The sequence below is a fragment of the Streptomyces sp. NPDC006463 genome, from assembly GCF_042870715.1.
Classification (GTDB): domain Bacteria; phylum Actinomycetota; class Actinomycetes; order Streptomycetales; family Streptomycetaceae; genus Streptomyces.
The window spans coordinates 389505-415707 of the sequence record NZ_JBIAHP010000003.1 but is presented as its reverse complement, the minus strand read 5'-3'; the positions used below and the strand labels follow the sequence as shown (position 1 = coordinate 415707).

General features: G+C 72.2%; 20 protein-coding genes. 11 read left to right on the top strand and 9 right to left on the bottom strand.

The features are described 5' to 3' along the window. Positions 1-272 precede the first annotated feature (272 nt). Positions 273-1073, bottom strand: coding sequence for a crotonase/enoyl-CoA hydratase family protein (locus tag ACFYOB_RS08900; protein WP_388556560.1), 801 nt, complete (start codon positions 1071-1073; stop codon positions 273-275). Between the two features lie 165 nt (positions 1074-1238). Here ACFYOB_RS08900 and ACFYOB_RS08895 point away from each other — a divergent pair, with 165 nt between their 5' ends. From ACFYOB_RS08895 to ACFYOB_RS08885, 3 genes are all read left to right on the top strand, one after another. Then, a complete protein-coding gene (locus tag ACFYOB_RS08895; RefSeq protein WP_388556557.1) occupies positions 1239-2870 on the top strand; it encodes an acyl-CoA synthetase in 1632 nt (543 codons plus the stop codon). A gap of 234 nt (positions 2871-3104) precedes the next feature. Beyond that, the gene (locus ACFYOB_RS08890; RefSeq protein WP_388556554.1) at positions 3105-4658 is read left to right on the top strand and encodes an alpha/beta fold hydrolase; all 1554 of its coding nucleotides are present in this window, start codon (positions 3105-3107) and stop codon (positions 4656-4658) included. Positions 4659-4670: 12 nt separating this feature from the next. Continuing rightward, a complete protein-coding gene (locus ACFYOB_RS08885) occupies positions 4671-6278 on the top strand; it encodes an alpha/beta fold hydrolase (protein ID WP_388556551.1) in 1608 nt (535 codons plus the stop codon). A gap of 89 nt (positions 6279-6367) precedes the next feature. Here ACFYOB_RS08885 and ACFYOB_RS08880 read toward each other — a convergent pair whose 3' ends face one another. Then, a complete protein-coding gene (locus ACFYOB_RS08880; protein ID WP_388556548.1) occupies positions 6368-7228 on the bottom strand; it encodes an alpha/beta fold hydrolase in 861 nt (286 codons plus the stop codon). A 107-nt stretch (positions 7229-7335) separates the two neighbouring features. On the opposite strand from ACFYOB_RS08880, the gene paaK reads away from it, so the two are divergent. From paaK to ACFYOB_RS08865, 3 genes are all read left to right on the top strand, one after another. Then, positions 7336-8664, top strand: coding sequence for a phenylacetate--CoA ligase PaaK (gene paaK, locus ACFYOB_RS08875; protein WP_388556545.1), 1329 nt, complete (start codon positions 7336-7338; stop codon positions 8662-8664). Positions 8665-8745: 81 nt separating this feature from the next. Next, on the top strand, positions 8746-9594 hold the full coding sequence (locus ACFYOB_RS08870; RefSeq protein WP_388556542.1) for a YhjD/YihY/BrkB family envelope integrity protein: 849 nt from the start codon (positions 8746-8748) through the stop codon (positions 9592-9594). A gap of 85 nt (positions 9595-9679) precedes the next feature. Beyond that, on the top strand, positions 9680-10561 hold the full coding sequence (locus ACFYOB_RS08865; protein WP_388556539.1) for an oxidoreductase: 882 nt from the start codon (positions 9680-9682) through the stop codon (positions 10559-10561). A 71-nt stretch (positions 10562-10632) separates the two neighbouring features. On the opposite strand, the gene ACFYOB_RS08860 is transcribed toward ACFYOB_RS08865, so the two are convergent. Then, entirely contained in the window at positions 10633-12150 is a 1518-nt protein-coding gene (locus tag ACFYOB_RS08860; protein WP_388556536.1) for a fatty acyl-CoA synthetase, read from the bottom strand. A gap of 157 nt (positions 12151-12307) precedes the next feature. On the opposite strand from ACFYOB_RS08860, the gene ACFYOB_RS08855 reads away from it, so the two are divergent. Beyond that, positions 12308-14734, top strand: coding sequence for a penicillin acylase family protein (locus ACFYOB_RS08855; RefSeq protein WP_388556533.1), 2427 nt, complete (start codon positions 12308-12310; stop codon positions 14732-14734). Between the two features lie 28 nt (positions 14735-14762). Here the strand turns inward: ACFYOB_RS08855 and ACFYOB_RS08850 are convergent, their stop codons facing one another. The 3 genes from ACFYOB_RS08850 to ACFYOB_RS08840 form a co-directional block, all read right to left on the bottom strand. Next, entirely contained in the window at positions 14763-15863 is a 1101-nt protein-coding gene (locus tag ACFYOB_RS08850) for a calcium:proton antiporter (protein WP_388556530.1), read from the bottom strand. Between the two features lie 69 nt (positions 15864-15932). Next, positions 15933-17483, bottom strand: a complete 1551-nt coding sequence (locus ACFYOB_RS08845) for an acyl-CoA synthetase (RefSeq protein ID WP_388556527.1) — start codon at positions 17481-17483, stop codon at positions 15933-15935. 18 nt (positions 17484-17501) lie between these two features. After that, positions 17502-18608, bottom strand: coding sequence for an NAD(P)H-dependent flavin oxidoreductase (locus ACFYOB_RS08840; protein ID WP_388556523.1), 1107 nt, complete (start codon positions 18606-18608; stop codon positions 17502-17504). Positions 18609-18758: 150 nt separating this feature from the next. Here ACFYOB_RS08840 and ACFYOB_RS08835 point away from each other — a divergent pair, with 150 nt between their 5' ends. Together ACFYOB_RS08835 and ACFYOB_RS08830 are read left to right on the top strand one after the other, a co-directional pair. Continuing rightward, complete coding sequence (locus ACFYOB_RS08835; protein WP_388556520.1) at positions 18759-20600, top strand: serine hydrolase; 1842 nt, start codon at positions 18759-18761, stop codon at positions 20598-20600. Between the two features lie 144 nt (positions 20601-20744). Further along, positions 20745-21341 (top strand): hypothetical protein, encoded by a 597-nt coding sequence (locus ACFYOB_RS08830; RefSeq protein WP_388556518.1) that lies wholly within the window; start codon positions 20745-20747, stop codon positions 21339-21341. An 86-nt stretch (positions 21342-21427) separates the two neighbouring features. Here the strand turns inward: ACFYOB_RS08830 and ACFYOB_RS08825 are convergent, their stop codons facing one another. Both ACFYOB_RS08825 and ACFYOB_RS08820 read right to left on the bottom strand, forming a co-directional pair. Beyond that, complete coding sequence (locus ACFYOB_RS08825; RefSeq protein ID WP_388556516.1) at positions 21428-21730, bottom strand: DUF1876 domain-containing protein; 303 nt, start codon at positions 21728-21730, stop codon at positions 21428-21430. Positions 21731-21839: 109 nt separating this feature from the next. After that, positions 21840-22925 (bottom strand): mechanosensitive ion channel family protein, encoded by a 1086-nt coding sequence (locus ACFYOB_RS08820; protein ID WP_388556513.1) that lies wholly within the window; start codon positions 22923-22925, stop codon positions 21840-21842. A gap of 353 nt (positions 22926-23278) precedes the next feature. Here ACFYOB_RS08820 and ACFYOB_RS08815 point away from each other — a divergent pair, with 353 nt between their 5' ends. Next, positions 23279-25213, top strand: a complete 1935-nt coding sequence (locus tag ACFYOB_RS08815; RefSeq protein WP_388556510.1) for a family 20 glycosylhydrolase — start codon at positions 23279-23281, stop codon at positions 25211-25213. On the opposite strand, the gene ACFYOB_RS08810 is transcribed toward ACFYOB_RS08815, so the two are convergent. After that, the gene (locus ACFYOB_RS08810; RefSeq protein WP_388556508.1) at positions 25206-25598 is read right to left on the bottom strand and encodes a VOC family protein; all 393 of its coding nucleotides are present in this window, start codon (positions 25596-25598) and stop codon (positions 25206-25208) included. The two genes, ACFYOB_RS08815 and ACFYOB_RS08810, sit on opposite strands and share 8 nt — an antisense overlap. Before the next feature lie 150 nt (positions 25599-25748). Between ACFYOB_RS08810 and ACFYOB_RS08805 the strand changes: the two genes are divergently transcribed. Beyond that, positions 25749-26198 carry a nitroreductase family deazaflavin-dependent oxidoreductase gene (locus tag ACFYOB_RS08805; RefSeq protein ID WP_388556505.1) on the top strand — a complete coding sequence of 150 codons (450 nt, stop codon included), beginning with the start codon at positions 25749-25751 and terminating at the stop codon, positions 26196-26198. Positions 26199-26203: the final 5 nt, after the last annotated feature.

Here is a 26203-nt window from a genome sequence, read left to right as displayed (position 1 = left end):
CCGCGGGGCCGGGGGCAGAACCCCCAACCAGCCCCGCCAACGATCGACACGCGGGGCCGGGGGCAGAACCCCCAACCAGCCCCGCCAACGATCGACGCACGCGGCCGGGGGCAGAACCCCCAACCAGCCCCGCCAACGATCGACACGCGGGGCCGGGGGCAGAACCCCCAACCAGCCCCGCCGGCGATTGAGGCGCGGGGTCCGGGGCGGAGCCCCGGCAGCGGCGCCGCACCCGGACTGCCGTGGCCCCGCCCGGCGGCGGGCCGGGCGGGCTACTCCCGGCGGTACACCGCGGGCCGCTTCTCGGCGAAGGCCCGCGCCCCCTCCTTGGCGTCCGCCGTGTCGAAGACCGGCCAGCCCCGCAGGAGCTCGGACGCCAACCCCTCCCGCTCCGTCAGCTCGGCGGTCTCGTAGACCGACGCCTTGACCGCCTCGACGGCCAAGGGCCCGCACGCGTTGACCTGCTCCGCGATCTCCAGCGCCGCCTCCAGCGCCGTACCGTCCGGCACCACACGCCCGACCAGCCCGATCCGCGCCGCCTCCGCGGCGGAGTACGGACGCCCGGTCAGCAGCATCTCCAGGGCGTGCGTACGCGGGATCTGACGCGGCAGCCGAACCGTCGAGCCGCCGATCGGGAAGAGCCCCCGCTTGACCTCGAAGAGTCCGAAGGTGGCCCCCTCCCCCGCGACCCTGATGTCCGTGCCCTGGAGGATCTCGGTCCCGCCGGCCACGCAGTAGCCCTCCACCGCCGCGATCACGGGCTTGCGCGGCCGGTGGTGGCGGAGCATGGCCTTCCAGTGCAGGTCGGGGTCGGCCTTCAGCCGGTCCCGGTACTGGTCGCCCGCCATCCCCTTCCCGGCCAGCGCCTTGAGGTCCATGCCGGCGCAGAAGTCCCCGCCCGCGCCCGTCAGCACCACGGAGCGGATCGCGTCGTCGGCGTCCGCCTCCAGCCACCCGTCGTACAGCCCCACCAGCAGTGGCAGCGAGAGCGCGTTCTTCGCCTCGGGCCTGTTCATGGTGAGCACCAGCGTGGCGCCGTGCCGTTGCACGGTCAGGTGTTCCGTCCCACCCATTGCCGTCCTCCCGTCTCAAGACCTAGAACAGGTTGCAGTAGGGGCGGGTGCAGTTCAATAGTTTTCTGACACTCAGTCAGATTTCTTGGGCGGCTCCCTTCCCACTTGCCGTCGGCGGCGCTGTAATGACCGCCCGAGCAGACAGCCATGGGGTCAGGAGGAACGGTGGAGTACAACCTTGCCGACCTGTTCGAGTCGGTGGTGGACGTGGTCCCGGACCGCGAGGCCCTCGTCTACGTGGACCACCCCGGGACCGGCGCCGAGCGCCGCCTCACGTACGCGGAGCTGGACTCGGCGGCGAACCGGATCGCGCACCACCTGCTGGACAGCGGCTTGACGGCCGGCGAGCACCTGGGCCTGCACCTCTACAACGGGATCGAGTACCTCCAGACCGTCCTCGCCTGCCTGAAGGCCCGGCTGGTCCCGGTGAACGTCAACTACCGGTACGTGGAGGAGGAGCTGGTCTACCTCTACAACGACGCCGACCTCGCCGCGCTGGTCTTCGAGGGCGAGTTCACCGAGCGGGTCGCGGCCGCGCTGCCGCAGACGACGAAGCTCCGGCACCTGATCCGGGTCGGCGACGCTCCCGAGGGGGCACCGGAGCCTTCGATCGCGCCGGTCGCGTACGCGGACGCCGAGGCGGCCGGCTCGCCCGGGCGCGGTTTCCCGCCCCGCAGCGCCGACGACCTGTTCATCATCTACACCGGCGGCACGACCGGCATGCCCAAGGGCGTCATGTGGCGGGCGGAAGACCTCTTCTTCGCCGGGCTGTTCGGCGGCGAGCCGTCGGGCGAGCCGGTGAAGCGGCCCGAGGAGCTGGCCGAGCGGGTCGCGGCGCGCGGCGCCGGGCTCACCTTCTTCCCCGCTCCCCCGCTGATGCACGGGACGTCCACGCTGACCTCGTTCATCGCCTTCAACTACGGGCAGCGGGTGGTCATCCACCGCAAGTACGCGCCCGAGGAGGTGCTCCGTACGATCGAGAAGGAGAAGGTCTCCAGCGTGTCGCTGGTGGGCGACGCGATGCTGCGGCCCCTCATCGACGCGCTGAACGGGCCGCTCAAGGGGACCGACCTGTCCTCGCTGTTCAGCGTCTCCTCGTCCGGCGCGATCATGTCGGAGACGGTGCGCGCGGAGTTCCAGCGGCTCGTGCCGAACGTGCTGCTCCTGAACAACTTCGGGTCCTCGGAGTCCGGATCCAACGGGCGCGCGACGAACGACTCCGGCCCGGAGAAGGGCTTCCGCCTGGAGGTCAACGACCGTACGCAGGTGGTGGACCCGGTGACGCACGAGCCCGTGCCCGTGGGCGAACCGGGCCGTCTCGCGCAGCGCGGCCACGTCCCGCTCGGCTACTACAACGACCCGGTCAAGACCGCCGAGACCTTCTTCCAGAAGGGCACGGAGCGCTGGGTGCTGCTCGGCGACATGGCCACGGTGGACGAGCAGGGCATCGTCACCGTCCTCGGGCGCGGCTCGCAGTGCATCAACACGGGCGGCGAGAAGGTCTACCCCGAGGAGGTCGAGCAGGCGCTGAAGTCGCACCCGGACGTGTACGACGCCCTGGTCGCGGGCGTCCCGGACCCGACCTGGGGCAGCCACGTGGCCGCGGTGGTGCAGGTCCGGGCGGGCGCGCCGGAGCCGACCCTGGACGAGATCCAGAGCCACTGCCGCACCCGGCTCGCGGGCTACAAGATCCCGCGCCAGCTGGTCATCACCCCAGCCATCCAGCGCTCCCCGAGCGGCAAGGCGGACTACCGCTGGGCCAAGACGGTGGCGACCCAGGCGGACACGGCCGGCTAGGGACCGTTCGAGACGTCGGCGACCCGGCCGGCCGCCCGGGGAAGGTGCGGGCGGCCGATCGGGCGGGGGACGGCAGGGGACGGCCCGGGCCACGGGGTTGCGGCCGCTCCGGGTGCGCGCGAACGCGCCACCCGGTAGCGTCGAAAACGCGCGTTCCGCCCAAAACCGCTGCGCCCCGGCCCGGCAGCCCTGCCGCCGAGGCCGCCGCCGATGTCGGCACAGGAACGAGACCACATGCCGAAGCACAGCATTCACGCGGTGACTGCCGCGGCCGCTCTGGTCTGTCTGACGGCATTCGGCCCCGCACCCGGCGGCGCCGCGTCACCAACCGCCCAGCCCTCCGGGCCCAGCCCGGCAGCCCCGTCCCGGTTCGTGCCCGGCCCCTGTCCGAAGCCGCCCGAGCCCATCGAAGCGCTGAGCGGCGCACGGTGCGGCTTCCTGGAGGTCCCCGAGAACCGCTCCCGCCCCGGCGGCCGGACCATCAAGCTGGCCGTGGCGGTCATTCCGGCCGTCACTCCGGCGAAGCCCGCGCAGGACCCAGTGGTGTTCATGGCGGGCGGCCCCGGTGGCGACACGTTCGACGACATCCCGTTCCTCGTCGCCTCCGGCCTGAACAAGGACCGCGAACTGATCATCATGGCCCAGCGCGGCAACCTCTACGACCGGCCGAACCTCGCCTGCCCGGAGATCGACCGGTTCAACGCGCAGGCCGTGGGCCTCGGCTATGACTCGGACCAGGCGAAACAGCTCATGCTGAAGGCGGTCAAGGACTGCCGCGGCCGCCTGACGGCCGAGGACATCGACCTGAGCGCCTACAACACCACGGAGAACGCAGCCGACTTCGCCGACCTGCGCAAGACGCTGAACATCCGCCAGTGGAACGTCTACGGGTACTCGTACGGCAGCAACCTGGCCCTCACGTACTTGCGCCTGCACCCCGAGGGCATCCGCGCGTTCGCGATCGACTCGATCACGCCTCCCCAGCACGTGACCCTGCCGTGGACATGGGGCAGCACCGCCGAGGGGATCGACAACATCATCGAGGCGTGCGCGGCGCAGCCCGCCTGCAAGGCCCGTTACCCGGCCTTCCGCCGCACCCTGACCGAGCAGGTGCGCAAGCTGGAGGCACAGCCCCTGACGCTGAACGTCGCGCCGCCCGGCGGAGGGAAGCCGGTCAAGGTGGTCCTCGACGGCGGCGCGCTCCTGAACCTGATCGTCGCCTTCACCCCTCGTCCCGAGGACCTGCCTGCGGCGCTCGACGAGCTCGGCAACGGAAACCCGGAGCGCTTCGCAAAGGCCCGCGCGGCCGGATCGGTCCAGAAGACCGGCGAGTTCGCGCACGGCCTGACGCAGTCCGTGGTGTGCGGCGAATGGGCGCCGGGGTACGCGGAGACCGACGTGCTGAACGCCGGGCGCAAGGTCTATCCCGAGTGGCCGGACACGGTCCTCGCCGAAGTGCCGCAACTTCCCTTCCAGTATCCGGCGTGCCGGATCTGGGACGTTCCGGACCGCGCGGCCGCCCAGCGGGTGCCCACGGTCAGCTCGGTGCCCGCGCTCGTCATCTCCGGCACGTTCGACGTGAAGACGGGGGCGAGCTGGGCGAAGGACGTGGCCCGCAACCTGTCCCGTTCGACCTCCGTGCTGGTCCCCGGAATCGGCCACTGGGTGGTCCCGCAGTCGCCCTGCGCGCAGAGTGTGCTGGCCTCGTTCTTCGCTCGCCCGACCGCGCCCGACACCAGCTGTGTGGACGACGTCGAGCCCAAACCGTTCACGATCGTCCCCGAATGACCGGGAGGGCAGATGACTTTCGCCCGTGCGCCCCGCCGTCGCCGCTCCGCAGGAAGATTCCTGGCCCCGTCATCGGCCGGCCTGGCGGCCGGTCTCCTCGTCTCCGGCGTGCTCGCTGCACCCGCCCAGGCGCAGACCGGCACCGACCCCACCCCCGGAGCGCCGATCGGCACGACCGCCCGGACAGTGGGCGACGCCAGCTTCGAACCGGGCCCCTGCCCGAAGACGCCGGAACCGATCGAGGCCCTCGAAGGGGCCCGCTGCGGGACGCTCACCGTGCCCGAGAACCGCGCCGAGCCGGGCAGTAGAACGATCAAACTCGGTGTCGCGATCGTGCCCGCCGCGACCGGCACACCGAAGGCCGATCCCATCGTGTGGCTCGCCGGCGGACCCGGGGACGACGCGGTGGGGGAGGCGAAGATGGCGATCGACGGCGGCCTGAACCGCGACCGTGACGTGATCCTCATGTCCCAGCGCGGTACCTACTCGGCCGACCCGGCGCTGCTGTGCCGCAACATCGACGAGTTCAACGGCCGCGCGGTCGGCCTCGTCTCTGACGCTCCGTCCACCGAGCGCCTGCACGTCGGGGCCACGAAGGCCTGCCGCGACCAGTTGGCGGGCCTCGGGGCCGATCTCAGCGCGTACAACGACACCGAGAGCGCCGCCGACTACGAGGACCTGCGCACCGCGCTGGGCATCAAGCAGTGGAACCTGTACGCCATCTCCTACGGCACCCACTTGGCGCTGGTCTACATGCGCCTGCACCCCGAAGGGCTCCGCTCGGTGGGCCTCGACGGCATACTGCCGCCCTCCAAGGGCGGGTCGGCGGCGGCCTGGAGCAGCGCCCGGCAGGGCTTCGGCGGCCTGTTCAAGGCCTGCGCGGACCAGCCGGCGTGCAACAAGCGCTATCCGAACCTGTCGGCCACCTTCGACAAGCTCGTCCGCGACCTCGAAGCCAAGCCGGTCACCACCACCGTCACGCTCCCCGGCAGCGACAGGCCGGTGAAGGTCGTGCTGGACGGCGGGGCCCTGGTGAACTGGATGACCACCGCCACGCACGTGGCGCCCCAGGTACCCCGCTCCCTCGACGAGCTGGCCCATGGCAAGCCGCAGCGGATCGCCCAGCAGTGGGCGGGCTGGAAGCTCAATCCCAAGGGCCTGGGAGTGACTTCGCACGGTCTCGTCTACGGCGTCTTCTGCAGCGAGTGGACACCGTACGAGAGCCAGGACCAGGCGCTCCGGGGCGGACAGGAGGCGTTCCCGTCGTATCCCCGCTCGGTGCAGGCCCAGGCTCCGCAGCTCACCTTCCTCCGTCCGGACTGCGAGGTCTGGAACGTCCCCGCGGCGGCGCGCTCGATCCGGGACGTCACGAGTGGCGACATCCCCACCCTCACCCTGTCGGGCAGCTTCGACGCCCAGACCGGAGCGGACAACGGGCCGTACGTGGCCCGCACGCTGAGCAAGGCCAAGGTCGTCACGGTCCCCTACGAGCCGCACGTGGTGTTCGCCACGTCGCAGTGCGCCCAGGAGATCGCCGTCTCGTTCTTCGACAACCCGGCCGCGCCGAAGACCGGATGCCTGGGGAGCCTCAAGCCGCCCGAGTTCGAGATCGGGCCCTGACACCGCTCGCGTCCGCTTCGCCGGCGCTCCGGCGCTCCGGCCCTCGGGCGCAGGGCGGGGCCGGGCCGGGCCCGCCCGGGAGCCCCGGGTCAGGCTCCGGAGGACAGGAACCGCTCCACGCGGGCCGCGAACCACTCCGGGTCGTCCAGCCACGGGAAGTGGCAGGCCCGGGGCTGGACGTCGACCGCTCCCCGCGGGAACAGCGCGGCGAGCTCGGCCGCCAGCGCCGGCCGGGGGTTGCCGTCCAGTTCCGCGGCCAGGACCAGGACCTCGCCGTCGACCTGGCGGAGCCCCGCACGGGTCGCGGGCGGGTCGAAGGCGCCGGGGCCCCCGTAGGCCGCGGCCGCCTTCCCGTTCTGCTGGTGCTCGCCCGCCGCCCAGAGCGCCTGGACCTCCTCGTCCCAGCGGCCGTGGAACAGCGGCGCGACCAGGTCCCACTCCGCGTCGCCGCGCCCTCCTCGGCCGTCACCCGCCAGGATCCGCTCGTAGGCCGCGATGGCCGTGTCGTAGGGCTCGCTCCCGGCCCGCAGCCGGGCGGCTTCCAGCAGGTGCTCCGTGGTGACGGGAAGGTCCACCGCCCACGCGGTCGGGGTGACGAGGACGATCCGGCGCACCCGGTGCGGATGCGCGGCCGCGTAGAGCTGGGCCAGGTTGCCGCCGGCGGAGTGCGCGAGGAGGTCCATGCGCTCCAGGCCCAGGTGTTCGCGCAGCGCCTCGACGTCGGCGACCTGGTGGTCGACCCGGTACGTGGACTCGTCCGCCGGTATCGCGGAGGCGCCCGTGCCGCGCAGGTCGAGGAGGACGAGGCGGCGGTTCGCGGTGAGCCCGCCGAGGTCCGCCATGTACTCCGAGGCGCGCATGGCGCCGCCGGGCAGGCAGACGAGCGGCTCGCCCTCGCCCCGGACGTGGTAGGCGAGTCGGGTTCCGTCGTAGGCGTCGAATGCAGGCATGCGGGCCATCACATCAGACGATCACTCGTTCGAGTCATTGATTTACCGGGCAGGATCCTGGCAATCTACCGAATGATCGGTCGGTTGACTCACGATGAGGTGACGGCATGGCGGCATACGCGGATCTCCACGACGAAGGCGAGCGGCTCGACGGCGACGAGCTGGCCGCCCTCCAGCTGACGCGGCTGCGCGCGACCCTGCACCGGGCATACGACCGGGTGCCGTTCTACCGGCAGGCCTTCGACAAGGCCGGCGTGCATCCCGACGACTGCCGCTCCCTGGCCGATCTCGCCCTGTTCCCCTTCACCACCAAGACCGACCTGCGGGACCAGTACCCCTTCGGGATGTTCGCCGTGCCGCGCTCCGAGGTGCGCCGCATCCACGCCTCCAGCGGCACCACGGGACGCCCCACGGTCGTCGGGTACACCGACGGGGACGTGTCGACCTGGGCGGATGTCGTCGCACGGTCCATACGCGCGGCGGGTGGCAGACCCGGTCAGATCATCCACATCGCCTACGGCTACGGACTGTTCACGGGCGGCCTCGGCGCGCACTACGGCGCCGAGCGGCTCGGCTGCACGGTCGTGCCCGCCTCCGGCGGGATGACGGACCGCCAGGTCCGGCTCATCCAGGACTTCGAGCCGGAGGTCATCATGGTGACCCCCTCGTACATGCTGACCCTGCTGGACGAGATGGAGCGCCAGGGCATCGACCCGCGCTCCACCTCGCTCAGGACCGGGATCTTCGGCGCGGAGCCGTGGACCGAGGAGATGCGCCGGGAGATAGAGGAGCGGCTGGGGATCGACGCGGTGGACATATACGGCCTGTCCGAGGTGATGGGACCGGGCGTGGCGCAGGAGTTCGCGTCGAGCAAGGACGGGCTGCACATCTGGGAGGACCACTTCTACCCGGAGGTCGTCGATCCGCTGACGGGCGCGGTGCTGCCGGAGGGCGAGCCCGGCGAGCTGGTGTTCACCTCCCTCACCAAGGAGGCCATGCCGGTGATCCGCTACCGCACCCGGGATCTGACGCGACTGCTGCCCGGCACGGCGCGGCCCGCCTTCCGCCGGATGGAGAAGGTCACGGGCCGCAGTGACGACATGATCATCCTGCGCGGGGTGAACCTGTATCCGACCCAGATCGAGGAGATCCTCCTGCGGACGGCCGGTCTGGCTCCCCACTTCCAGCTGCGGCTGACGAAGGAGGGCCGGATGGACGCCCTGACGGTACGGGTCGAGGCGCGCCGGGAGGCGGACGCCGCCCGGCGGGAGGCCGCGGGCGCCGCCGTGGTGCGGGCCGTCAAGGAGGGGATCGGGGTCTCGGTCCGGGTGGAGGTGGTCGAGCCGGAGACCCTGGAGCGCTCGGTCGGCAAGATCAAGCGGCTGGTGGACCTTCGCGGTGCCGGGGGGCGAGGGGAGACTCGGCCGGGCGGATGAAATATGGCATATCCACCCCTTCGGGCCTATTTCGAGGCGGCTCCCGGGAGCAGACGGGCCCGCCCGGGTAGTGCATGAGGCGTGACCTCGACCTTCCGGCGGCTCCACGACCGGCTCCAGGGCTCGGCTGTAGGGCTGGCCTGGAGCCGCGGCCGTGAGATGGAGCTGATGCACCGGGCGATGGGCTTCGCGGCCCTCGGGTTCCTCACCCTGGTGCCGCTGCTGGTGGTCGTGGCCGCCGCCGCACCCGGCAGCGGCTCCGGCTTCGGCCGCTGGCTCGGCCAGGCCCTCGGGGTGACGGCGTCCTCGCGTGCCCGGGTCGAGATGCTGTTCGCCGCGGCGGACCTGGCGCTGGAGCGGACCACCGCCTTCGGCCTGGCCGCCCTGGCCGTCTTCGGCCTCACCTTCGGCTCCGCCGTGCAGACCGGCTACGAGAAGGTCTGGGACCTGCCGACCGCCCGCTGGCACACCATGTGGCGGCATGTCGTGTGGCTCGCCCTGCTGGTCTGCTACCTCGCCCTGCTCGTCGCCATCCCCGCGCCGTCCGACGACGCCTTCGGCACGATCCTGGGTACCGTGGGCGACCTCGTCGGCACCTGCCTGTTCTTCATCGGCTCGCAGCGGATGCTGCTCGGCGGCCGGGTCCGCTGGCGCGCCCTGGTGCCGGGGGCGGTGGCCACCAGCATCGGGCTGCTCGGGCTGCGCGTCTTCTCGCAGCTGGTGTTCTCCCCCCTGATCGCATCGAACGCCGTGACCTACGGCCCCTTCGGCACTCTGCTGGTCGTCCAGTCCTGGCTGGTAGGGGTCGGCTTCGTCGTCTACGGCGGGGCCCTCGTGGGCCGGCTCTTCCACGAGTACCTCACCGTGCGCCGTCTCCGGCGCAGTGGGCACCTCCCCTTGCACGACCCCCCTTCCGACCACCCCTCATGACCCCGGAAGGGGCTGACCTGGCCGTGCCGACGATGCCAGGATGTCGGGGGAACCATCGACAACACCTTCACCCACAGGGGGATTGATGTCTGTTCAGGACCGGGAGACCAAGGCCGAGGGCCGGGTCTGGCTGATCACCGGGGCCTCGTCCGGCTTCGGCCTGACCCTTACCGAGGCCGTACTCGCGGCCGGGGACACCGTGGTCGCGGCGGTCCGCCGCCCCGACTCCCTAGCCGCGCTGGCCGCCGCCCACCCCGAGCGCCTCGTGCCGACCGCGGTGGACGTGACGGACACGGCGCGCGCCGGCGAGGTCGTCGGCGAGGTGGTGGACCGCTTAGGCCGGATCGACGTCCTCGTCAACAACGCCGGACGGGGTCTGCTCGGCGCGGTGGAGGAGACCTCCGACACCGAGCTCCGCGAGCTGATGGAGCTGCACTTCTTCGGCCCGGCGGCGCTCACGAGGGCGGCGCTGCCGCACATGCGGGCCCGGAAGTCGGGTGCCGTGGTGCAGATGAGCAGCATGGGCGGGCGGCTCGCCTTCCCCGGCGTCGGGGCCTACTGCGCGACCAAGTTCGCACTGGAAGGCCTGACCGAGGCGCTCGCCGCCGAGGTCGCCGCCTTCGGCATCAAGGCGCTGATCGTGGAGCCCGGCGCCTTCCGCACGGGCTTCACGAGCGGAAGCGCCCTAAGGCACACCACGGCCCTGCCCGCTTACGAGAACGTGGTCGGCCCGGTGCGCCAGGGCATGCCGGCCACCGACGGCCACCAGCCCGGCGACCCGGTCAAGGCGGCTGCCGCCATCCTCGCCGCGCTGGACGCCGAGAACACGCCGCTGAGGCTGGTGCTGGGCAACGACGCGGTCGACTTCATCACGGCCCGCGATGACGCCACCCGCGCGGAGGCCCTCGCCTGGGAGTCGGTCAGCCGCGGCACGGACTTCGACGCCGCGCCCACTGCGGCGACGTAAGCCGTACGGGCGGCAGCCCCGGGATCCGGCCCGTCCGGGCTCCCGGGGCCGTCACCGCGAACGCCGGGCGTTCAGGCAGGCGGCGGTGCGGCGAAGCGGTCGCGGAGTTCACGCTTGAGGATCTTGCCGCTGGCGTTGCGCGGGAGGGCGTCCACGAACAGCACCCGCTTGGGGGCCTTGAAGTGGGCCAGCCGCTCCCGCGCGTACGCCATCAGCTCCGGCTCCGTCACCTCTCCGCGCGGCACCACCACCGCCGTGACCGCCTCGATCCACCGCTCGTCGGGCAGCCCGACCACCGCCGCCTCGGCCACCCCCGGGTGGGTGTACAGCACGTCCTCGACCTGTCGTGAGGCCACCAGCACACCGCCGGAGTTGATGACGTCCTTCACCCGGTCGACGACCGTGAAGTACCCCTGCGCGTCCCGCACCGCGAGGTCCCCCGAGCGGAACCAGCCGTCCCGGAAGGCCCGCTCCGTCGCCCCGGGGTCGTTCCAGTACCCCAGGCACAGCTGCGGCGACCGGTAGACCACCTCGCCCGCCGTGCCGTCCGGGACGTCCTTGCCGTCCTCGTCGACGACCTTCGCCTCCACGTGCCGCACCGGCCGCCCGCAGGAGTCCATCCGTCCCTCGTGCTCCTCCGGCCCCAGCACCGTGGCCAGCGGCCCGATCTCGCTCTGGCCGAAGCAGTTGTAGAAACCGAGGCCCGGCAGCCGCTCCCGCAGCCGCTCCAGTACGGGCACCGGCATGATCGAGGCCCCGTAGTACGCCTTGCGCAGCGCGCCCAGCTCGCGCACCGCGAACTCCGGGTGGTTGGCCAGGGCGATCCACACAGTGGGCGGCGCAAACAGGCTGTCCGCCCGCCCCGCCTCCACCAGGTCGAAGATCTGCTCCGCGACCGGCGCGTCCAGGATGGTGTTCTCCGCGCCCACCGCCAGGTACGGCAGCAGGAAGACGTGCATCTGCGCCGAGTGGTAGAGCGGCAGCGAGTGCACCGGCCGGTCGTCCTCGGCCAGGTCGAGCGCCTCGATCGCGCTCTCGTACTCGTGGACGAGGGCCCGGTGCGTCATCATCGCGCCCTTGGGCAGGGCGGTCGTCCCCGAGGTGTAGAGCAGCTGCGCCAGCCCGTGCGCGTCCCGGCCGGCCTCGAAGGCGAACGCCTCCGCCGGCTCCGTCAGCTCCGCCAGGAAGGAGCCGGGCGCGTCGCGCAGCGGGCGTACCGGATATCCGTCGGGGATCCGCCCGGCCAGGTCCGGATCGGCGAGGACCAGGGCGCTCGTGCAGTCGTCCAGGATGTACGCGAGGTCCTCGCCGGTGAGGTTCTGGTTGACCGGCACGTGCGTGAGCCCGGCCCGGGCGCAGGCGAGGAAGGCCAGGAGATAAGCGTCGGAGTTGTGCGCGAAGGTGGCGACGCGGTCACCACCGGCCAGCCCGTACCGCTCCCGCAGGACGGCCGCCCCGGTGGTGACGGCCGCGTCGAGCTCCGCGTACGTCCAGCTCCGCCCGCCGTAGCGGACGGCCACCCGGCCGGGGATCCGCCGCGCGCTGTCGTGTACCAGTCCGTCGACCGTGTTGTGCCGCACTGCCGTCATGGCGTGATCCTCGCCCCCTGCCCGCCCGAGGTCAATGACCGGGATACCGAACGGGATGTTGACAGATCATCGGACCGGCTGCATGAGTGTGGGGGCACGGACGCACCGCCTGTCTCACGGGCAACCTCGCCCATCCGCATGCCACTTGGGAGGTACGTTGCTCCGCACCCGCCCGATACTCCGCCGCGTCGCCCTCACCGGCGCCGCACTGCTCGCCACGACGGCCGCGATACCGCAGGCCTCGGCGGCGCCCATCGACCGGATACCGTCCGGCGGCGGCCTGTCCGCCGTCATCCGGTACACCGAGAACGGCATCCCGCACATCGTCGGCCGCGACTACGCGCACCTCGGCTTCGGCACCGGCTGGGCCCAGGCCGCCGACCAGGTCTGCGTCCTCGCCGACGGGTTCGTGACCCTCGCCGGTGAGCGCTCGCGCTGGTTCGGCCCCGACGCCTCGCCCGACGGATCGCTCTCCTCCGCCGCCCGCAACCTCTCGAGCGACCTGTACTTCAAGGGCGTACGGGAGTCCGGCACCGTCGAGAAGCTGCTGCGAACGCCCGCTCCGGCCGGTCCCGGCAAGGACCTCAAGGAGCTGATGCGCGGCTGGGCCGCCGGCTACAACGCCTGGCTCGCCCAGAACAAGATCACCGACCCCGCCTGCAAGGACGCGGCCTGGGTCCGCCCGGTCACCGCGACCGACGTGGCCGCCCGCGGCTTCGCGGTCTCGGTCCTCGGCGGCCAGGGCCGCGGCATCGACGGCATCACGGCCGCCCAGCCGCCGACCGCGGCCGGCGCCCGTACCGCGGCGCCGCAGGACCCCGACCCGGCGGCCGCGGCCGAGGCGGCCAGGGAGTTCTTCGACACCACCCGCTACGACATGGGCTCCAACGCGGTGGCCTTCGCCGGATCCACCACGGCCGGCGGTGGCGGCCTGCTGCTCGGGAACCCGCACTACCCCTGGCAGGGCGGCCGCCGCTTCTGGCAGTCGCAGCAGACCATCCCGGGCGAGCTGAACGTCTCGGGCGGTTCCCTGCTCGGCACCGCCGTGGTCAACATCGGCTTCAACGAGAAGGTGGCGTGGAGCCACACGGTGGCCACGGGCACCCCCGTCAACCTGCACCAGCTCACCCTCGACCCGGCCGACCCGACCGCCTACCTGGTCGACGGCAAGCCGGAGCGGATGACCCGGCGGACCGTCACCGTCCCGGTGGCGGGCGGCGATCCGGTGACCCGCACCCAGTGGTGGACCCGCTACGGGCCGGTGGTCTCGAACCTCGGCCCGAGCCTGCCGCTGACCTGGACGGCCGGTACGGCGTACGCGCTGAACGATCCCAACGCGGCGAACCTGCGCGGCTCCGACACCGCGCTCGCCATGGGCAAGGCCCGCTCGGTGGCCGGGATCCAGGACGCCCTGAAGCGCACCCAGGGCCTGCCGTGGGTCAACACCGTGGCCGCCGACTCGGCGGGCGGCACCCTCTTCACCCAGTCCCAGGTGCTCCCCCGGATCACCGACGAGCTCGCGGCGCGCTGCTCCACGCCGCTGGGCCGTGCCACGTACCCCGCCTCGGGGCTCGCGGTGCTCGACGGTGCGCGCGGCGACTGCGCGCCCGGCTCGGATCCGGACGCGGTGCAGCCGGGGGTCTTCGGCCCTGGGAAGGCGCCGACGCTGCAGGGCGCCCCGTACGTCGAGAACTCCAACGACAGTGCCTGGCTGGCCAACGCGGAGCGGCCGCTGACCGGTTACGAGCGGATCTGGGGCAATGTGGCGGCCCCGCGCTCGCTGCGCACCCGTGGCGCGATCGAGGACGTGGCGGCGATGGCGAAGAAGGGCGGCCTGACCGTGGCCGACCTGCAGAAGCAGCAGTTCGCGAACCGGGCGCCGGCCGGTGACCTGGCCGCGGCGGACGCGGCGCAGGCCTGCGCCGCCCTGCCGGGTGGTACGGCGACGGCGGGTGACGGCACCGCAGTGGACGTCTCGGCGGCCTGCGGGGTGCTGGCGGGCTGGGACCGTACGGCCGACAGCGCCAGCCGCGGCGCGTTGCTCTTCGACCGGTTCTGGCGCAAGCTGACGGCGGCCACCCCGGCCAAGGACCTGTGGCTGGTGCCGTTCTCCGCGGCCGATCCGGTACGCACGCCCCGTACGCTCAACCGGGCGGCCCCCGGTGTCGGCCGGGCGCTCGCGGACGCGGTCCTGGAACTGAGGGGCGCCGGGTTCGCGCTGGACGCCCCGCTGGGCGAGCACCAGTTCGTGGTCCGCGGCGGGCAGAAGCTGCCGGTGGGCGGCGGTACGGAGGCGCTCGGCGTCTGGAACAAGATCGAGGCACCGTGGAACGCGGCCCGCGGCGGCTACCCCGAGGTCGTACACGGGTCCAGCCACATCCAGGCGGTCGGCTGGGACGGCGGCCGCTGCCCGGTGGCGCGCACCTTGCTGACGTACAGCCAGTCGTCGAACCCGGACTCGCCGTACTACGCCGACCAGACACGGCTGTTCGCGCAGGAGCGCTGGGTGACGTCCCGGTTCTGCGAGCGGGACATCCTCACCTCGCCGCAGCTGAAGGTGGTGTGGCCGCGCGAGCGACGCTGACCCGTGCCCCTCTTCCCGGCCGTGCCGCTCACGGGCTCACGGCCAGGAGGAGGTACGCGGCCAGCACGACGAGGTGCACCCCGCCCTGGAGCAGCGTGGCGCGGCCCGGGGCGATGGTGAGGGCGCCGACCACGACGGTCAGGGCGAGCAGCACCGTGTGGACCGGGCCGAGACCCAGGAGCAGCGGGCCGGAGAGCCAGACCGAGGCCAGGACGATGGCCGGGATGGTCAGGCCGATGCTGGCGATGGCGGATCCGTAGGCCAGGTTGAGGCTGGTCTGCACACGATCCCGGCGGGCGGCCCGGACGGCGGCGAGGGTCTCGGGCGCCAGCACCAGCAGGGCGATGATCACACCGACCACGGCGTTGGGGAGTCCGGCGCTCGCGACGCCCGCCTCGATGGCCGGGGAGACCGCCTTGCCGTCGCCGACGACGGCGACGAGAGCGAGGAGCAGCAGGCCGAGGCTGATGAGGGCGGCACGGGACGTGGGCGGCGCCGCGTGGTCGTCCTCGCCGGCGCTCCGCCCGGTGTCCACGGGCAGGAAGTAGTCCCGGTGGCGGACGGTCTGGACGGCGACGAAGAGCCCGTACAGGGCCAGCGAGGCCACGGCGGCGAAGGCCAGCTGGGCGGTGGAGAACTCGGGGCCGGGCTTGCTGGTGGTGAAGGTCGGCAGGACCAGGCTGAGGGTGGCGAGGGTGGCGACGGTGGCGAGGGCCGCTCCGGAGCCCTCGGCGTTGAAGACGGCGACGCGGTTGCGCAGGGCCCCGACGAGCAGGGACAGGCCGACGATTCCGTTGCAGGTGATCATTACGGCGGCGAAGACGGTGTCCCGGGCGAGGGAGGACGCCTTGTCGCCGCCGTCGGCCATCAGCGTGACGATGAGCGCCACTTCGATGACGGTGACGGCCACGGCGAGGACGAGGGAGCCGAAGGGCTCGCCGACCCGGTGGGCGACGAGCTCCGCGTGGTGGACGGCCGCGAGCACGGCGCCGCCCAGGCACAGGGCGACCAGTGCCACGGCGGGGGCGGACAGGTCGCGCCCCCAGCTGAGGACGAGGGCGACGAACGCCACCACGGGGACCACGACGGTCCAGTCGGTCAGGGGAGATCTGCGCGTCGCCGTACTCATGCCTGTCACGCTGCCATGTGCCCCGGGGACGGCCCGGCAAGGACGCGCCGCCCCCGGCCGGGGCCGAGCTCAGACCGCGCGCTCGCGGCCCTCCCAGTACGGGTCGCGCAGCCGGCGCTTGTACAGCTTGCCGTTCGGGTCGCGCGGCATCGTCCCGATGAAGTCGACCGTCTTGGGGCGCTTGTATCCGGCGAGCTGCCGCTCGCAGTGACGCAGGATCTCCGCGGCCAGCGCGTCGCCCGCCTCGAAGCCCTCCGCCGGTTCGATGACCGCCTTGACCTCCTCGCCCCAGTCGGCGTGCGGGATGCCGAAGGCGGCGGCGTCGGCGACCGCCGGGTGGGTGAGCAGGGCCGACTCGATCTCGGCGGGGTAGATGTTGACCCCGCCCGAGATGATCATGTCGATCTTGCGGTCGCGGAGGAAGAGGTAGCCCTCCTCGTCCAGCAGGCCCAGGTCGCCGACGGTGAAGAAGTCGCCGATGCGGTTCTTCTTCGTCTTGCCCTCGTCCTTGTGGTAGCTGAAGCCGCCGGTGTTCATCTTCAGGTAGACGGTGCCCAGTTCTCCGGCGGGCAGCCGGTTGCCGTCGTCGTCGAAGATGGCGAGTTCGCTGATCGGCCAGGCCTTGCCGACGGTTCCCGGCTTCTTCAGCCAGTCCTCGGCGGTGGCGAAGGCTCCGCCGCCCTCGCTCGCGGCGTAGTACTCCTCCACGCACCGGCCCCACCAGTCGATCATCGCCCGCTTGACGTGGTCAGGGCAGGGCGCGGCGCCGTGGATGGCGTGGCGCATCGAAGAGACGTCGTACGCGTCCTTGGTCTCCTGCGGGAGCGCGAGCAGCCGGTGGAACTGCGTCGGGACCATGTGGGTGTGCGTGCAGGCGTGTCGGTCGATCAGCCGCAGCATCTCCTGCGGGGTCCACTTGTCCATCAGGACCAGCGGGTGGCCGATGTGCAGGGCGGCGCCCGCGAACTGGAGGACGGCGGTGTGGTAGAGCGGCGAGCAGACCAGGTGGACGTTGCCGTCGAAGGGCTGGATCCCGAAGATGCCGAGGAACCCGCCGAGGTACGTCTCCTCCGGGAGCTTGCCGGGCAGCGGCCGGCGGATCCCGCGCGGGCGGCCGGTCGTACCGGAGGTGTAGTTCATGACCCAGCCGAGGGTGCGCTCCTCAGGGGGCGTCCCGGGCCGTCCTTCGAGGAGGTCCCCGTACGGCCTGAAGCCCGGGACCGATCCGACGGCGTACCGGTGGCTCACGGGCAGGGCCGCCTCGTCGGCCGCGGCGGTGGCGGCGTCGGCGAAGCGCTCGTGGGCGATGAGGACCTTGGCGCCCGAGTCGGAGACGATCCAGGCGATCTCGGGGCCGACGAGGTGGTGGTTGACGGGAACGAGGTAGAAGCCCGCCTGGGAGGCTGCGAGGTAGGCGGTGAGGAACTCGACGCCGTTGGGGAGGACGACGGCGAAGACGTCCCCCTTCTCCAGACCGGCGGCGCGCAGGCCGTGGACGAGGCGGTTGACGTCGGCGTGCAGCCGTCCGGCGGACCACTCCTCGCCGTCGGGGGTGACGAGGACCGTGCGCTGCGCGTCTGCGGCGGCCTGCGCCCAGAAGCCGTTGGGTCGGTCGGTCATGGCGTTCGCGTTCCTCTCTCAGGCCCGTCCGGCGATGCGGTTGATGCGGTCGATGGCGCGCTCGAAGCCGCGGGTGAGGTCGTCGAAGACGGCCTGGACGCTGCGTTCGGTGTTCATCCGGCCGACGATCTGGCCGACCGGGGTGCCGAGCAGTGGCTGGACCTCGTACTTCTGGATCCGGGAGACGGCCTCGGCGACGAGCAGGCCCTGCAGGGGCATGGGGAGCGCGCCGGGGCCTTCCGGGTCGTCCCAGGCGTCGGTCCACTCGGTGCGCAGCTGACGGGCCGGCTTGCCGGTGAGGGCGCGGGAGCGGACGGTGTCGCCGGATCCGGCGGCGAGCAGCTTCTCGGTGAGGGCGCGGGAGTGGAGGTCGGCCTCGGTGGTGGTGAGCCAGAGGGAGCCGAGCCAGGCGCCCTGGGCGCCGAGGGCCAGTCCGGCGGCGATCTGCTCGCCGCTGCCGATGCCGCCGGCGGCGAGGACGGGGAGCGGGGCGACGGCCTCGGCGATCTCGGGGACGAGGACCATGGTGGCGATCTCGCCGGTGTGGCCGCCGGCCTCGTAGCCCTGGGCGACGACGATGTCGATGCCGGCTTCGGCGTGGCGGCGGGCGTGTTTGGCGCTGCCGGCGAGGGCGGCGACCAGGACGCCGTGGTCGTGGGCGCGCGAGACGACGTCGGCGGGCGGGGAACCGAGGGCGTTCGCCAGGAGTTTGATGGGGTAGTCGAAGGCGACGTCGAGCTGGCTCCGGGCGACCTGCTCCATCCATCCGGTGATCCGCCAGCCGGAGGCCTCGCCCTCGGCGAGCTCGGGCACGTGGTGCTTGGCGAGGGTGTCGCGGACGAAGGCGCGGTGACCGGCGGGGATCATGGCCTCGATGTCGGCTTCGCTGATGCCGTCGACGGCCTTCTTGGCGGGCATGACGACGTCGAGACCGTAGGGCTTGCCGTCCGTGTGCGCCTGCATCCAGTCGAGGTCCCGAACCAGGTCGTCGGGCGCGGTGTAGCGGACCGCGCCGAGTACGCCCAGTCCGCCCGCTCGGGTGATGGCGGCGGCGACCGCCGGGAAGGGCGTGAAGCCGAAGATGGCGTGTTCGACTCCCAGTTTCTTGCTCAGCTCCGTCTCCATGGGCGGCAGGATGCCGCAGCCGTGCATCCGAGGGAAGAGATTTTCTGATGCAGTGTCAGATTCTTTACGGGCCGGTCGGTGCGGACGGTGCCCGACGGGCGGGCAGATACCCACTAGCGTGCGGCGCAGTCGGGAACAGGAGGGCCGGACATGGGTGGTACGGGGGCCGACGGGGCGGCAGATGAGGAAGGGGTGGCCGCGAGCGGGCACGGGCTGAGCCGGCGCCGGCTCGGGGCGCGGCTGCTCGCCCTGGGCGGGGTGCTCGTCCTGCACGCGGCGCTCCCCGGCGGCTCCGCCGGGGCGGCGGGCGGCGCGGCCGAGCGGCGCGCCCTCCAGGGGCTGCGGCTGCGGTACGGATCCGCGCGCCAGGCCGGGCTGCTGGACAAGCACCTGGAGGGGGTGGCGGAGGAGGCGCGGCGGTTCCTCGGCCCCTCCCCCGAACACCCTTACTACGCGGGCGCGGTGGTCCTCGCCGGCCGGGGCCGCACCATCGCGCTGCACCGCGCCATGGGCGACGCCGTGCGGTACGCGGACTACGACGGGCGGACGGACCGCGTCCGGGAGTTCCCGGCGGCCGAGCGGATCGCGATGGCCGAGGACACCGTCTTCGACCTGGCCTCCCTGACGAAACTGTTCACCTCCATCCTGGCCGTGCAGCAGATGGAACGGGGCCGGCTTGAGCTGGAGGCGCCGGTGAACCGGTACCTGCCCGCCTTCACCGGAGGCGGCAAGGAGCTGATCACGGTCCGTCAGCTGCTCACGCACACCTCGGGGCTGCGCTCGTGGGCACCCTTCTACCAGGAGTCCACACGCGAGGGCCGGCTGAGGCTGCTGTGGTCGGTGCGCCCGCAGGAGACTCCCGGGACCGTCTACCGGTACTCCGACCTGAACCTGATCACCCTCCAGCTGCTCCTGGAAGAGATCACCGGTCGCACTCTGGACGTCCTGCTCCACGACGAGATCACCGCTCCGCTCGGGATGCACCGCACTCGCTACAACCCGCCGCGCGCCTGGCGCCGGGTCGTCGCGGCCACCGAGGTGCAGCGCCCGCCCTGGTCCGGCCTGGACCGCGGGCTGGTGTGGGGCGAGGTGCACGACGAGAACGCGTACGCCCTCGGCGGAGTCGCGGGCCACGCCGGGGTCTTCGGCACCGCCTGGGACCTGGCCGTCCTCGCCCGCGCCCTCCTCGACGGCGGGGTCTACGCGGGCCGGCGCATCCTGCGCCCCGCCTCCGTCGAGCTGCTCTTCACCGACTACAACACCGCCTTCCCGGGCGACGACCACGGTCTCGGCTTCGAGCTCTACCAGCACTGGTACATGGGCGCCATGGCCACCCCGCACTCCGCCGGCCACACCGGCTTCACCGGAACCTCCCTGGTCCTCGACCCCTCCACCGACTCCTTCTTGATCCTGCTCGGCAACTCCGTCCACCCCGTGCGCACCTGGCGGGCCGGCAGCGCGCCGCGGGTGGCCGTCGGCAACCGCTTCGCCCGCGCCGTCCCGGTCCGCACGAAGCACGGCGGCCCGGCCTGGTTCTCCGGGACCATCCCGGGTTCCTCGGGCACCCTGAACCTGCCGCCGCTCACCCCGGCGACGTCCGCCGCCCGGCTCCGCTGCGCCGTGTGGTGGGACACCGTGCCCGGTGAGGGCGCGTTCCATCTGGAGGCCTCGGCGGACGGGGAGCACTGGGAGCCGCTGCCGTTCACCACGGTGCGGTCCACCGGCGGCGCCGCCGAGTCGTGGCCCCGGGGTTCCGCGGGCGGCTGGTCCGGCCGCATCTGGCACCGCCTGGAGGCTCCCCTGACGGCCGCCTGGTCGGGCCGCGAGGTCCGGCTGCGCTTCCGCCACACCGCGACCGGCCGTTACGTCGGGCGCGGGGTGTACGTGGACGTCGTACGCGTGGCGGAACCGGCCCGCCTGCTCTTCGCGGAGGACCGCCCCGCCGACGCCGCCCGCGTCGTGGCCATCGGCTGGACCCGCTCGGCCGACTAGGCCCCGTCCGGTACCGCGCGTACCGGTGGCTGCCGGCCGTGCGCGGAGTGTCCGGTTGCCGCTGCGGACGGAAGCTGCTGGCCTGCTCGTACGCGCGCCAGGCACGCTGGCCCGTCCGCAGGCGAGATCCGGGGAGAAGCACGCATGAGCCAGGACGACCGGCCGACCCCGGATCCGCAGTCGGCGAGCAGGGGCGCGCAGGTGCAGGCCTCCGCCCGCGGCTGGCACACCGTTCAGCTGGCCGTCTTCGGGTTCATCGGCATCTGCGGTGTCCTCAAGAGCGGCGGCAGCTCGCCGGCGCCCAGAGGCATCGAGGAAGTGGCGGGGCTACTGGTCCTGGCGGCGCTGGCCGTGGCCGTCTTGGCGACGTATCTGGTCGCCCGCGTCGCCTGGCCCGTTCCGGGGTCGGCGGCAGACGCCGCAGCGTCACCGGAAGGCAGGAGCGGGGTGGACCGCGCCGCCCGGCGGCTGCGCTGGGGGCTCATGCTGACGTTTCTCGCCGTTCTGCTGGTGGCGACGGCTTCCGCCTCTTCCTGGTGGCCCACCCGCTCAGCCGCCGAGGGACAGGCCGAGGGACAGGCCAAGGGACAGTTCGTGCAGGTCGAGACGTTGGCGGGCACGGTCTGCGGGACCCTGGGCTCCGGAGGTGGAGGAAGTGTCCACCTGCAGACCGAGGGACAGAGCGTCGACATTCCGCTCAGCCGGATCGCGAGCCTGAGCCCCGCATCCGCCTGCCCGTAGCGCGCAGAGTCACCAGTGGAGCACAGGGGGCGCCCGCGGGCCCCCGGAACCGCTGTTCCGGGGGCCCGCGCACCGGGGCGGCCGGCCTACTTGGCGGGGCCCACGTCCTCCGGCCATCCGTAGCCCGTACGCGGCGACCTGGCCACGGCGCCCACCGACGCCAGGTCCCGGTCGGCGGCCCGCATCAGCTGTCCGGCCAGGTCGCGCATCGCCCGGCTCGCCGCCAGTTCGTCGCCGATCGCGGGGATCTCCACGTCCTCGGGATTGCACCGCGCCGTGCCGCGGCCGACCATCGTCGTCTTGCCGTTCTCGAGAACCGCCCGGGCTTTGGTCGTGCCGGCTTCCTCGATCAGGTAGACGCCCACTTTCCACTCTTCGGCGTGTGTCATCGCGTGCCTCCTCCCGCCCCCGGCCCTTGGCTCTGCTCCGGGCTGATTCCAGGATCCCTCCGAGCGGGCGGATCCGGCCATCCGGGTCCCTCAGTGCTCGGCCGGCACCTCAGTGCTCGGCCGGCACCTCGGCCGAGGCGTCGCGCTGGTGCGGGATCGTGGACGACCCCCACGACTGGACCGAGACCGTCCGCGTGGGGGCGGGGATGGCGATGCCCTCCGCCCGGAACCGCTCGTGCAGGCGCTTGATGAACTCGTGCTTGATCCGGTACTGGTCGCTGAACTCGCCCACGCCCAGGATCACGGTGAAGTTGATCCTGGAGTCGGCGAACGTGTGGAAGCGGACGGCGGCCTCGTGGTCGGCGACCCCTCCGGAGACGTCGGCCATCACGGTGTCGACGACGTCGAGGGTGACCCGCTCGACGTGCTCCAGGTCGCTGTCGTAGCCGACACCCGCCTGGACGAGGAGCGACAGCTTCTGTTCCGGCTGGGTGAAGTTGGTCATGTTCGTCCGCGCGAGGCGTCCGTTGGGGATGATCACCAGGTTGTTCGACAGGTTGCGCACCACGGTGTTGCGCCAGTTGATGTCGACGACGTAACCCTCCTCACCGCTGCTGAGCCGGATGTAGTCACCGGGCTGCACCGTCTTCGAGGCGAGGATGTGCACTCCCGCGAAGAGGTTGGCCAGGGTGTCCTGCAGTGCCAGGGCGACCGCGAGACCGCCCACTCCGAGGGCCGTGAGCAGCGGCGCGATGGACACGCCCATGGTTTCGAGTGCGACGAGTACGCCCATGGTCAGCACGACCACACGCGTGATGTTGACGAAGATGCTGGCCGATCCGGCCACGCCCGTACGGGCCTGCGCCACGGACTGCACGAGCCCCGCGACGACCCTGGCCGCCGTGACCGTGGCGATGAGGATGAGCAGGGCGGTCAGTGACTGGTTCACGAGTCCCGTGACCCGCGTGGTGAGCGGCAGCACCGAGGCCGCCGCGGCGGCGCCGCCTATGACGGCCGCCCAGGGCGCCAGGGTTCGCAGCGCGTCGACGATGACGTCGTCCCCGGTCCAGGCCGTCCTGCTCGCGTGCTTGCCCAGCCATCGCAGGAGGGCGCGCAGCAGCAGCCCGGCCGCGACACCCGCCGCCATCGCGATGGCGGCCACCACCCAGTCGTGCAGGACGAGATCCCGGCTCACAGGTTCCCCTCCGGCGCGAAGGGCGGCGCCGACCGGCGTATGTGTTGTGTCGTCACTTTGTCACCTGTCAGATCGTGCTGTGCGGAGCCCCGTTCGGGCGTGTGTACGCACACGAATCGGGCTGCCATCCTGCCCCATGGACAGCTGGGCGCCGCAGGTGGGCCGGTGTGACCTCGGGTGAGACGGGCGCGATCCGGCCGCACCACCCGATCCACCACCCTGCTGGAACGGCGAAAATGCGCATTCCTGCTTGGTCCGGTGCGGTTTCGAGCATCTATTGACATGAACCCATCACTGCGCTGCACTGGTGCACCCCACACGCTCCGCTCGGCCACACCCGGCTGGAGGCAGCCATGCGTCTGCTCAGATTGCTGATCGCCACCGCGTGCGCGGTGTTCGCACTGGCCTTACCCGGCGTCGGCGCCGGCCCCGCCCGGGCGGCCGCAGGGCCGCCGCAGACCGTTCCGGCCCTGCGTCAATGGACGCCCGGCACCGGCGCGTACACCTTCACCGACGCCACACGCGTCGTCGTCGACCCCGCGTACACCGCCCAACTGGCCGACGAGGCCGCCACGTTCGCCCAGGACCTGGGCGAACTGACCGGGCGCGACGTGGCCGTCGTCACCGGGAGCGCGGCCGCCGGTGACATCGGGATCGGCCTCGGGGGCGCCGGCCTGCCGGCCGAGGGCTACCGGATGACGGTCGCGGGATCCCTCATCATCCAGGCGGGGACCGACACCGGCGCGTTCTACGGCACCCGCAGCGTCCTCCAGCTCCTGCACCAGTCCACCACGGTGCCGGCCGGCACGGCGGTGGACTGGCCCGCCAAGGCCGAGCGCGGGCTCATGGTCGACCAGGGCCGGAAGTTCTTCACCGTCGAGTGGCTGCGGCAGCACATCAAGGAGCTGGCGTACCTCAAGCTCAACTACTTCCACTTCCATCTCTCGGACACCTACGGATTCCGGCTGGAGAGCTCCACCCACCCGGAGATCGTCTCCGCCGACCACTACTCCAAGCAGGACATCGCCGACCTGGTCGAGCTCGGCCGCAAGTACCACGTCACGATCGTCCCGGAGATAGACACCCCCGGCCACATGAACGCGGTCCTGGCCGCACACCCCGAACTGAGGCTCAAGAGCAGCTCGGGCGCGGTCAGCCCCGACTTCATCGACCTCTCGCTGCCCGCCTCGTACACGCTGATCAAGGACCTGGTCAACGAGTACCTGCCGCTGTTCCCGGCCCCGTACTGGCACATCGGCGCGGACGAGTACGTCACCGACTACGGCAAGTACCCGCAGCTGCTCAGCTACGCCCGCGCCCACTACGGCGCGAGCGCCACCGCCAAGGACACCTACTACGGGTTCGTCAACTGGGCCGACGACCTGGTGCGGGCGGGCGGCAGGACGACCCGGATGTGGAACGACGGCATCAAGTCCGGCGACGGGACGCTGCGCCCCCACCCCGGCATCGTGGTCGAGTACTGGTACACCTACGGCCTCACTCCGCAGCAGCTCGCCGACGCCGGGCACGTCGTGGCCAACGAGTCCTGGACTCCCACCTATTACGTGCTCGGCGGCGCGAAGCCCGACACCAAGTGGATGTACGAGACCTGGACCCCGGACCGCTTCGAGGGCGGCAACACCCTGTCCGACCCCGCGAGGAACCCCGGCTCGGTGATCCACGTCTGGTGCGACAACCCCACCGCCGAGACCGAGGAGCAGATAGCCGCCGGCGTCATGTACCCGCTGCGCGCCCTCGCCCAGCAGACCTGGGGGTCGCCGAAGCTCGCGGCCACGTACGCCGCGTTCACCCCGGTCGTCGCGGCGGTCGGGCACAACCCCGCCTGGCCCGGCCTCGCCCAGCCCGGCAACCTGGCGCTGGGCCGTCCGACCACCGCCTCCAGCACGGAGACGGCGGACTTCCCGGCGGCGGCGGCCACCGACGGCGACCCCGCCACCCGCTGGTCCAGCGCCTACGGCGACCCGCAGTGGCTCCAGGTCGACCTCGGTTCCACCCGGAACGTCGACCGCGTGGTGCTGCGCTGGGAGGCGGCGTACGGCAGGTCCTTCCGGATCCAGCTCTCCGACGACGCCGTCACCTGGCGCACCATCCGCTCCACGACCACCGGTACCGGCGGGGTCCAGGACCTGACCGGCCTGTCCGGATCCGGCCGGTACATCCGCGTGTACGGCACCCGGCGGGGCACGTCCTACGGCTACTCGCTGTACGAGTTCGAGGTGTACGGAAGCCAGTTGGGCGGGCCCGACCGGCCGTGGCAGATCACGTAGCGGCGGCCTGGTGACGGACCAGGCAGAAGGGGTGGCCCGCCGGGTCCGCGTAGACGCGCCAGCCCCGGTCGGCGGGGCCCCCGTCGAGCACCGTCGCGCCGTGCGCGAGGACCTGCTCCTGCGCGCGGTCGAGGTCCGGGACACCGAAGTCCAGGTGGAACTGCTGCGGCCGGGCGGGGTCAGGCCAACTCGGGGGCCGGTGGTCCGGCGCGCGCTGGAAGGCGAGGACCGGGCCGGACGGGGTGTGGAGCGTCGCCCAGTCCGCGTCGACCGACCACCGCCGGTCCGGCTGGTCGACGGTTCCGCCCAGCACCGAGCGGTAGAACTCGGCCAGCCGCTGCGGGTCGGGGCAGTCCAGGACCACGCACTGCAGTTCAGCGATCATGGCTGGATCCTAAGGAGTCGCGGGCGCGTCGTCGATCATCCTCCACGACGCCTCGCGCTCGCCGCCCGCGCGGCATAATCCCGTGCCCGTCCGCGTTGGAACTCGTTGTTGACGTTGTTGACCGTTCAACACGAAGGCAGGCAGAGTTCTATGACGACCGAGATCGACTGGGACCACCCGACCGACCCGAGGCCCGGAAGCTGGCAGCTCGACCACGTCAAGCAGTACGTGTCCTCGAACGGGGCCGAGGGCCAGTTCTGGAACGGGACCCAGACCCTGCTGCTCACCACGGTGGGCAGGGTCTCCGGCAACCCGGTGCGGACGCCCCTCATCTACGGTGAGGCCGACGGCCGCTACCTCGTCGTCGCCTCCAAGGGCGGTGACCCGGCGCACCCGCTCTGGTTCCGGAACCTCACCGAGCACCCCGAGGTCCGCATCCAGGTCGGCCCGGAGACCTTCCAGGGCACGGCCCGCACCGCGACCGCCGAAGAGCGCGCCGCGTACTGGCCGCTGATGGTCGGGCACTGGCCCGACTACGACGAGTACCAGGCCAAGACGGACCGCGAGATCCCGATCGTGGTCATCGAGCCCGTCCACTAGCGGGA

Excerpts from the sequence above, each read along its gene's own strand:
- ACFYOB_RS08815 (WP_388556510.1), top strand. The coding sequence starts at position 23,279 with ATGCGTCTGCTCAGATTGCTGATCGCCACCGCGTGCGCGGTGTTCGCA.
- ACFYOB_RS08835 (WP_388556520.1), top strand. The coding sequence starts at position 18,759 with ATGGGTGGTACGGGGGCCGACGGGGCGGCAGATGAGGAAGGGGTGGCC.
- ACFYOB_RS08830 (WP_388556518.1), top strand. The coding sequence starts at position 20,745 with ATGAGCCAGGACGACCGGCCGACCCCGGATCCGCAGTCGGCGAGCAGG.
- ACFYOB_RS08825 (WP_388556516.1), bottom strand. The coding sequence starts at position 21,730 with ATGACACACGCCGAAGAGTGGAAAGTGGGCGTCTACCTGATCGAGGAA.
- ACFYOB_RS08805 (WP_388556505.1), top strand. The coding sequence starts at position 25,749 with ATGACGACCGAGATCGACTGGGACCACCCGACCGACCCGAGGCCCGGA.
- ACFYOB_RS08860 (WP_388556536.1), bottom strand. The coding sequence starts at position 12,150 with ATGACGGCAGTGCGGCACAACACGGTCGACGGACTGGTACACGACAGC.
- ACFYOB_RS08885 (WP_388556551.1), top strand. The coding sequence starts at position 4,671 with ATGACTTTCGCCCGTGCGCCCCGCCGTCGCCGCTCCGCAGGAAGATTC.
- ACFYOB_RS08840 (WP_388556523.1), bottom strand. The coding sequence starts at position 18,608 with ATGGAGACGGAGCTGAGCAAGAAACTGGGAGTCGAACACGCCATCTTC.
- ACFYOB_RS08865 (WP_388556539.1), top strand. The coding sequence starts at position 9,680 with ATGTCTGTTCAGGACCGGGAGACCAAGGCCGAGGGCCGGGTCTGGCTG.
- ACFYOB_RS08900 (WP_388556560.1), bottom strand. The coding sequence starts at position 1,073 with ATGGGTGGGACGGAACACCTGACCGTGCAACGGCACGGCGCCACGCTG.
- ACFYOB_RS08880 (WP_388556548.1), bottom strand. The coding sequence starts at position 7,228 with ATGCCTGCATTCGACGCCTACGACGGAACCCGACTCGCCTACCACGTC.
- ACFYOB_RS08810 (WP_388556508.1), bottom strand. The coding sequence starts at position 25,598 with ATGATCGCTGAACTGCAGTGCGTGGTCCTGGACTGCCCCGACCCGCAG.
- ACFYOB_RS08850 (WP_388556530.1), bottom strand. The coding sequence starts at position 15,863 with ATGAGTACGGCGACGCGCAGATCTCCCCTGACCGACTGGACCGTCGTG.
- ACFYOB_RS08845 (WP_388556527.1), bottom strand. The coding sequence starts at position 17,483 with ATGACCGACCGACCCAACGGCTTCTGGGCGCAGGCCGCCGCAGACGCG.
- paaK (WP_388556545.1), top strand. The coding sequence starts at position 7,336 with ATGGCGGCATACGCGGATCTCCACGACGAAGGCGAGCGGCTCGACGGC.
- ACFYOB_RS08890 (WP_388556554.1), top strand. The coding sequence starts at position 3,105 with ATGCCGAAGCACAGCATTCACGCGGTGACTGCCGCGGCCGCTCTGGTC.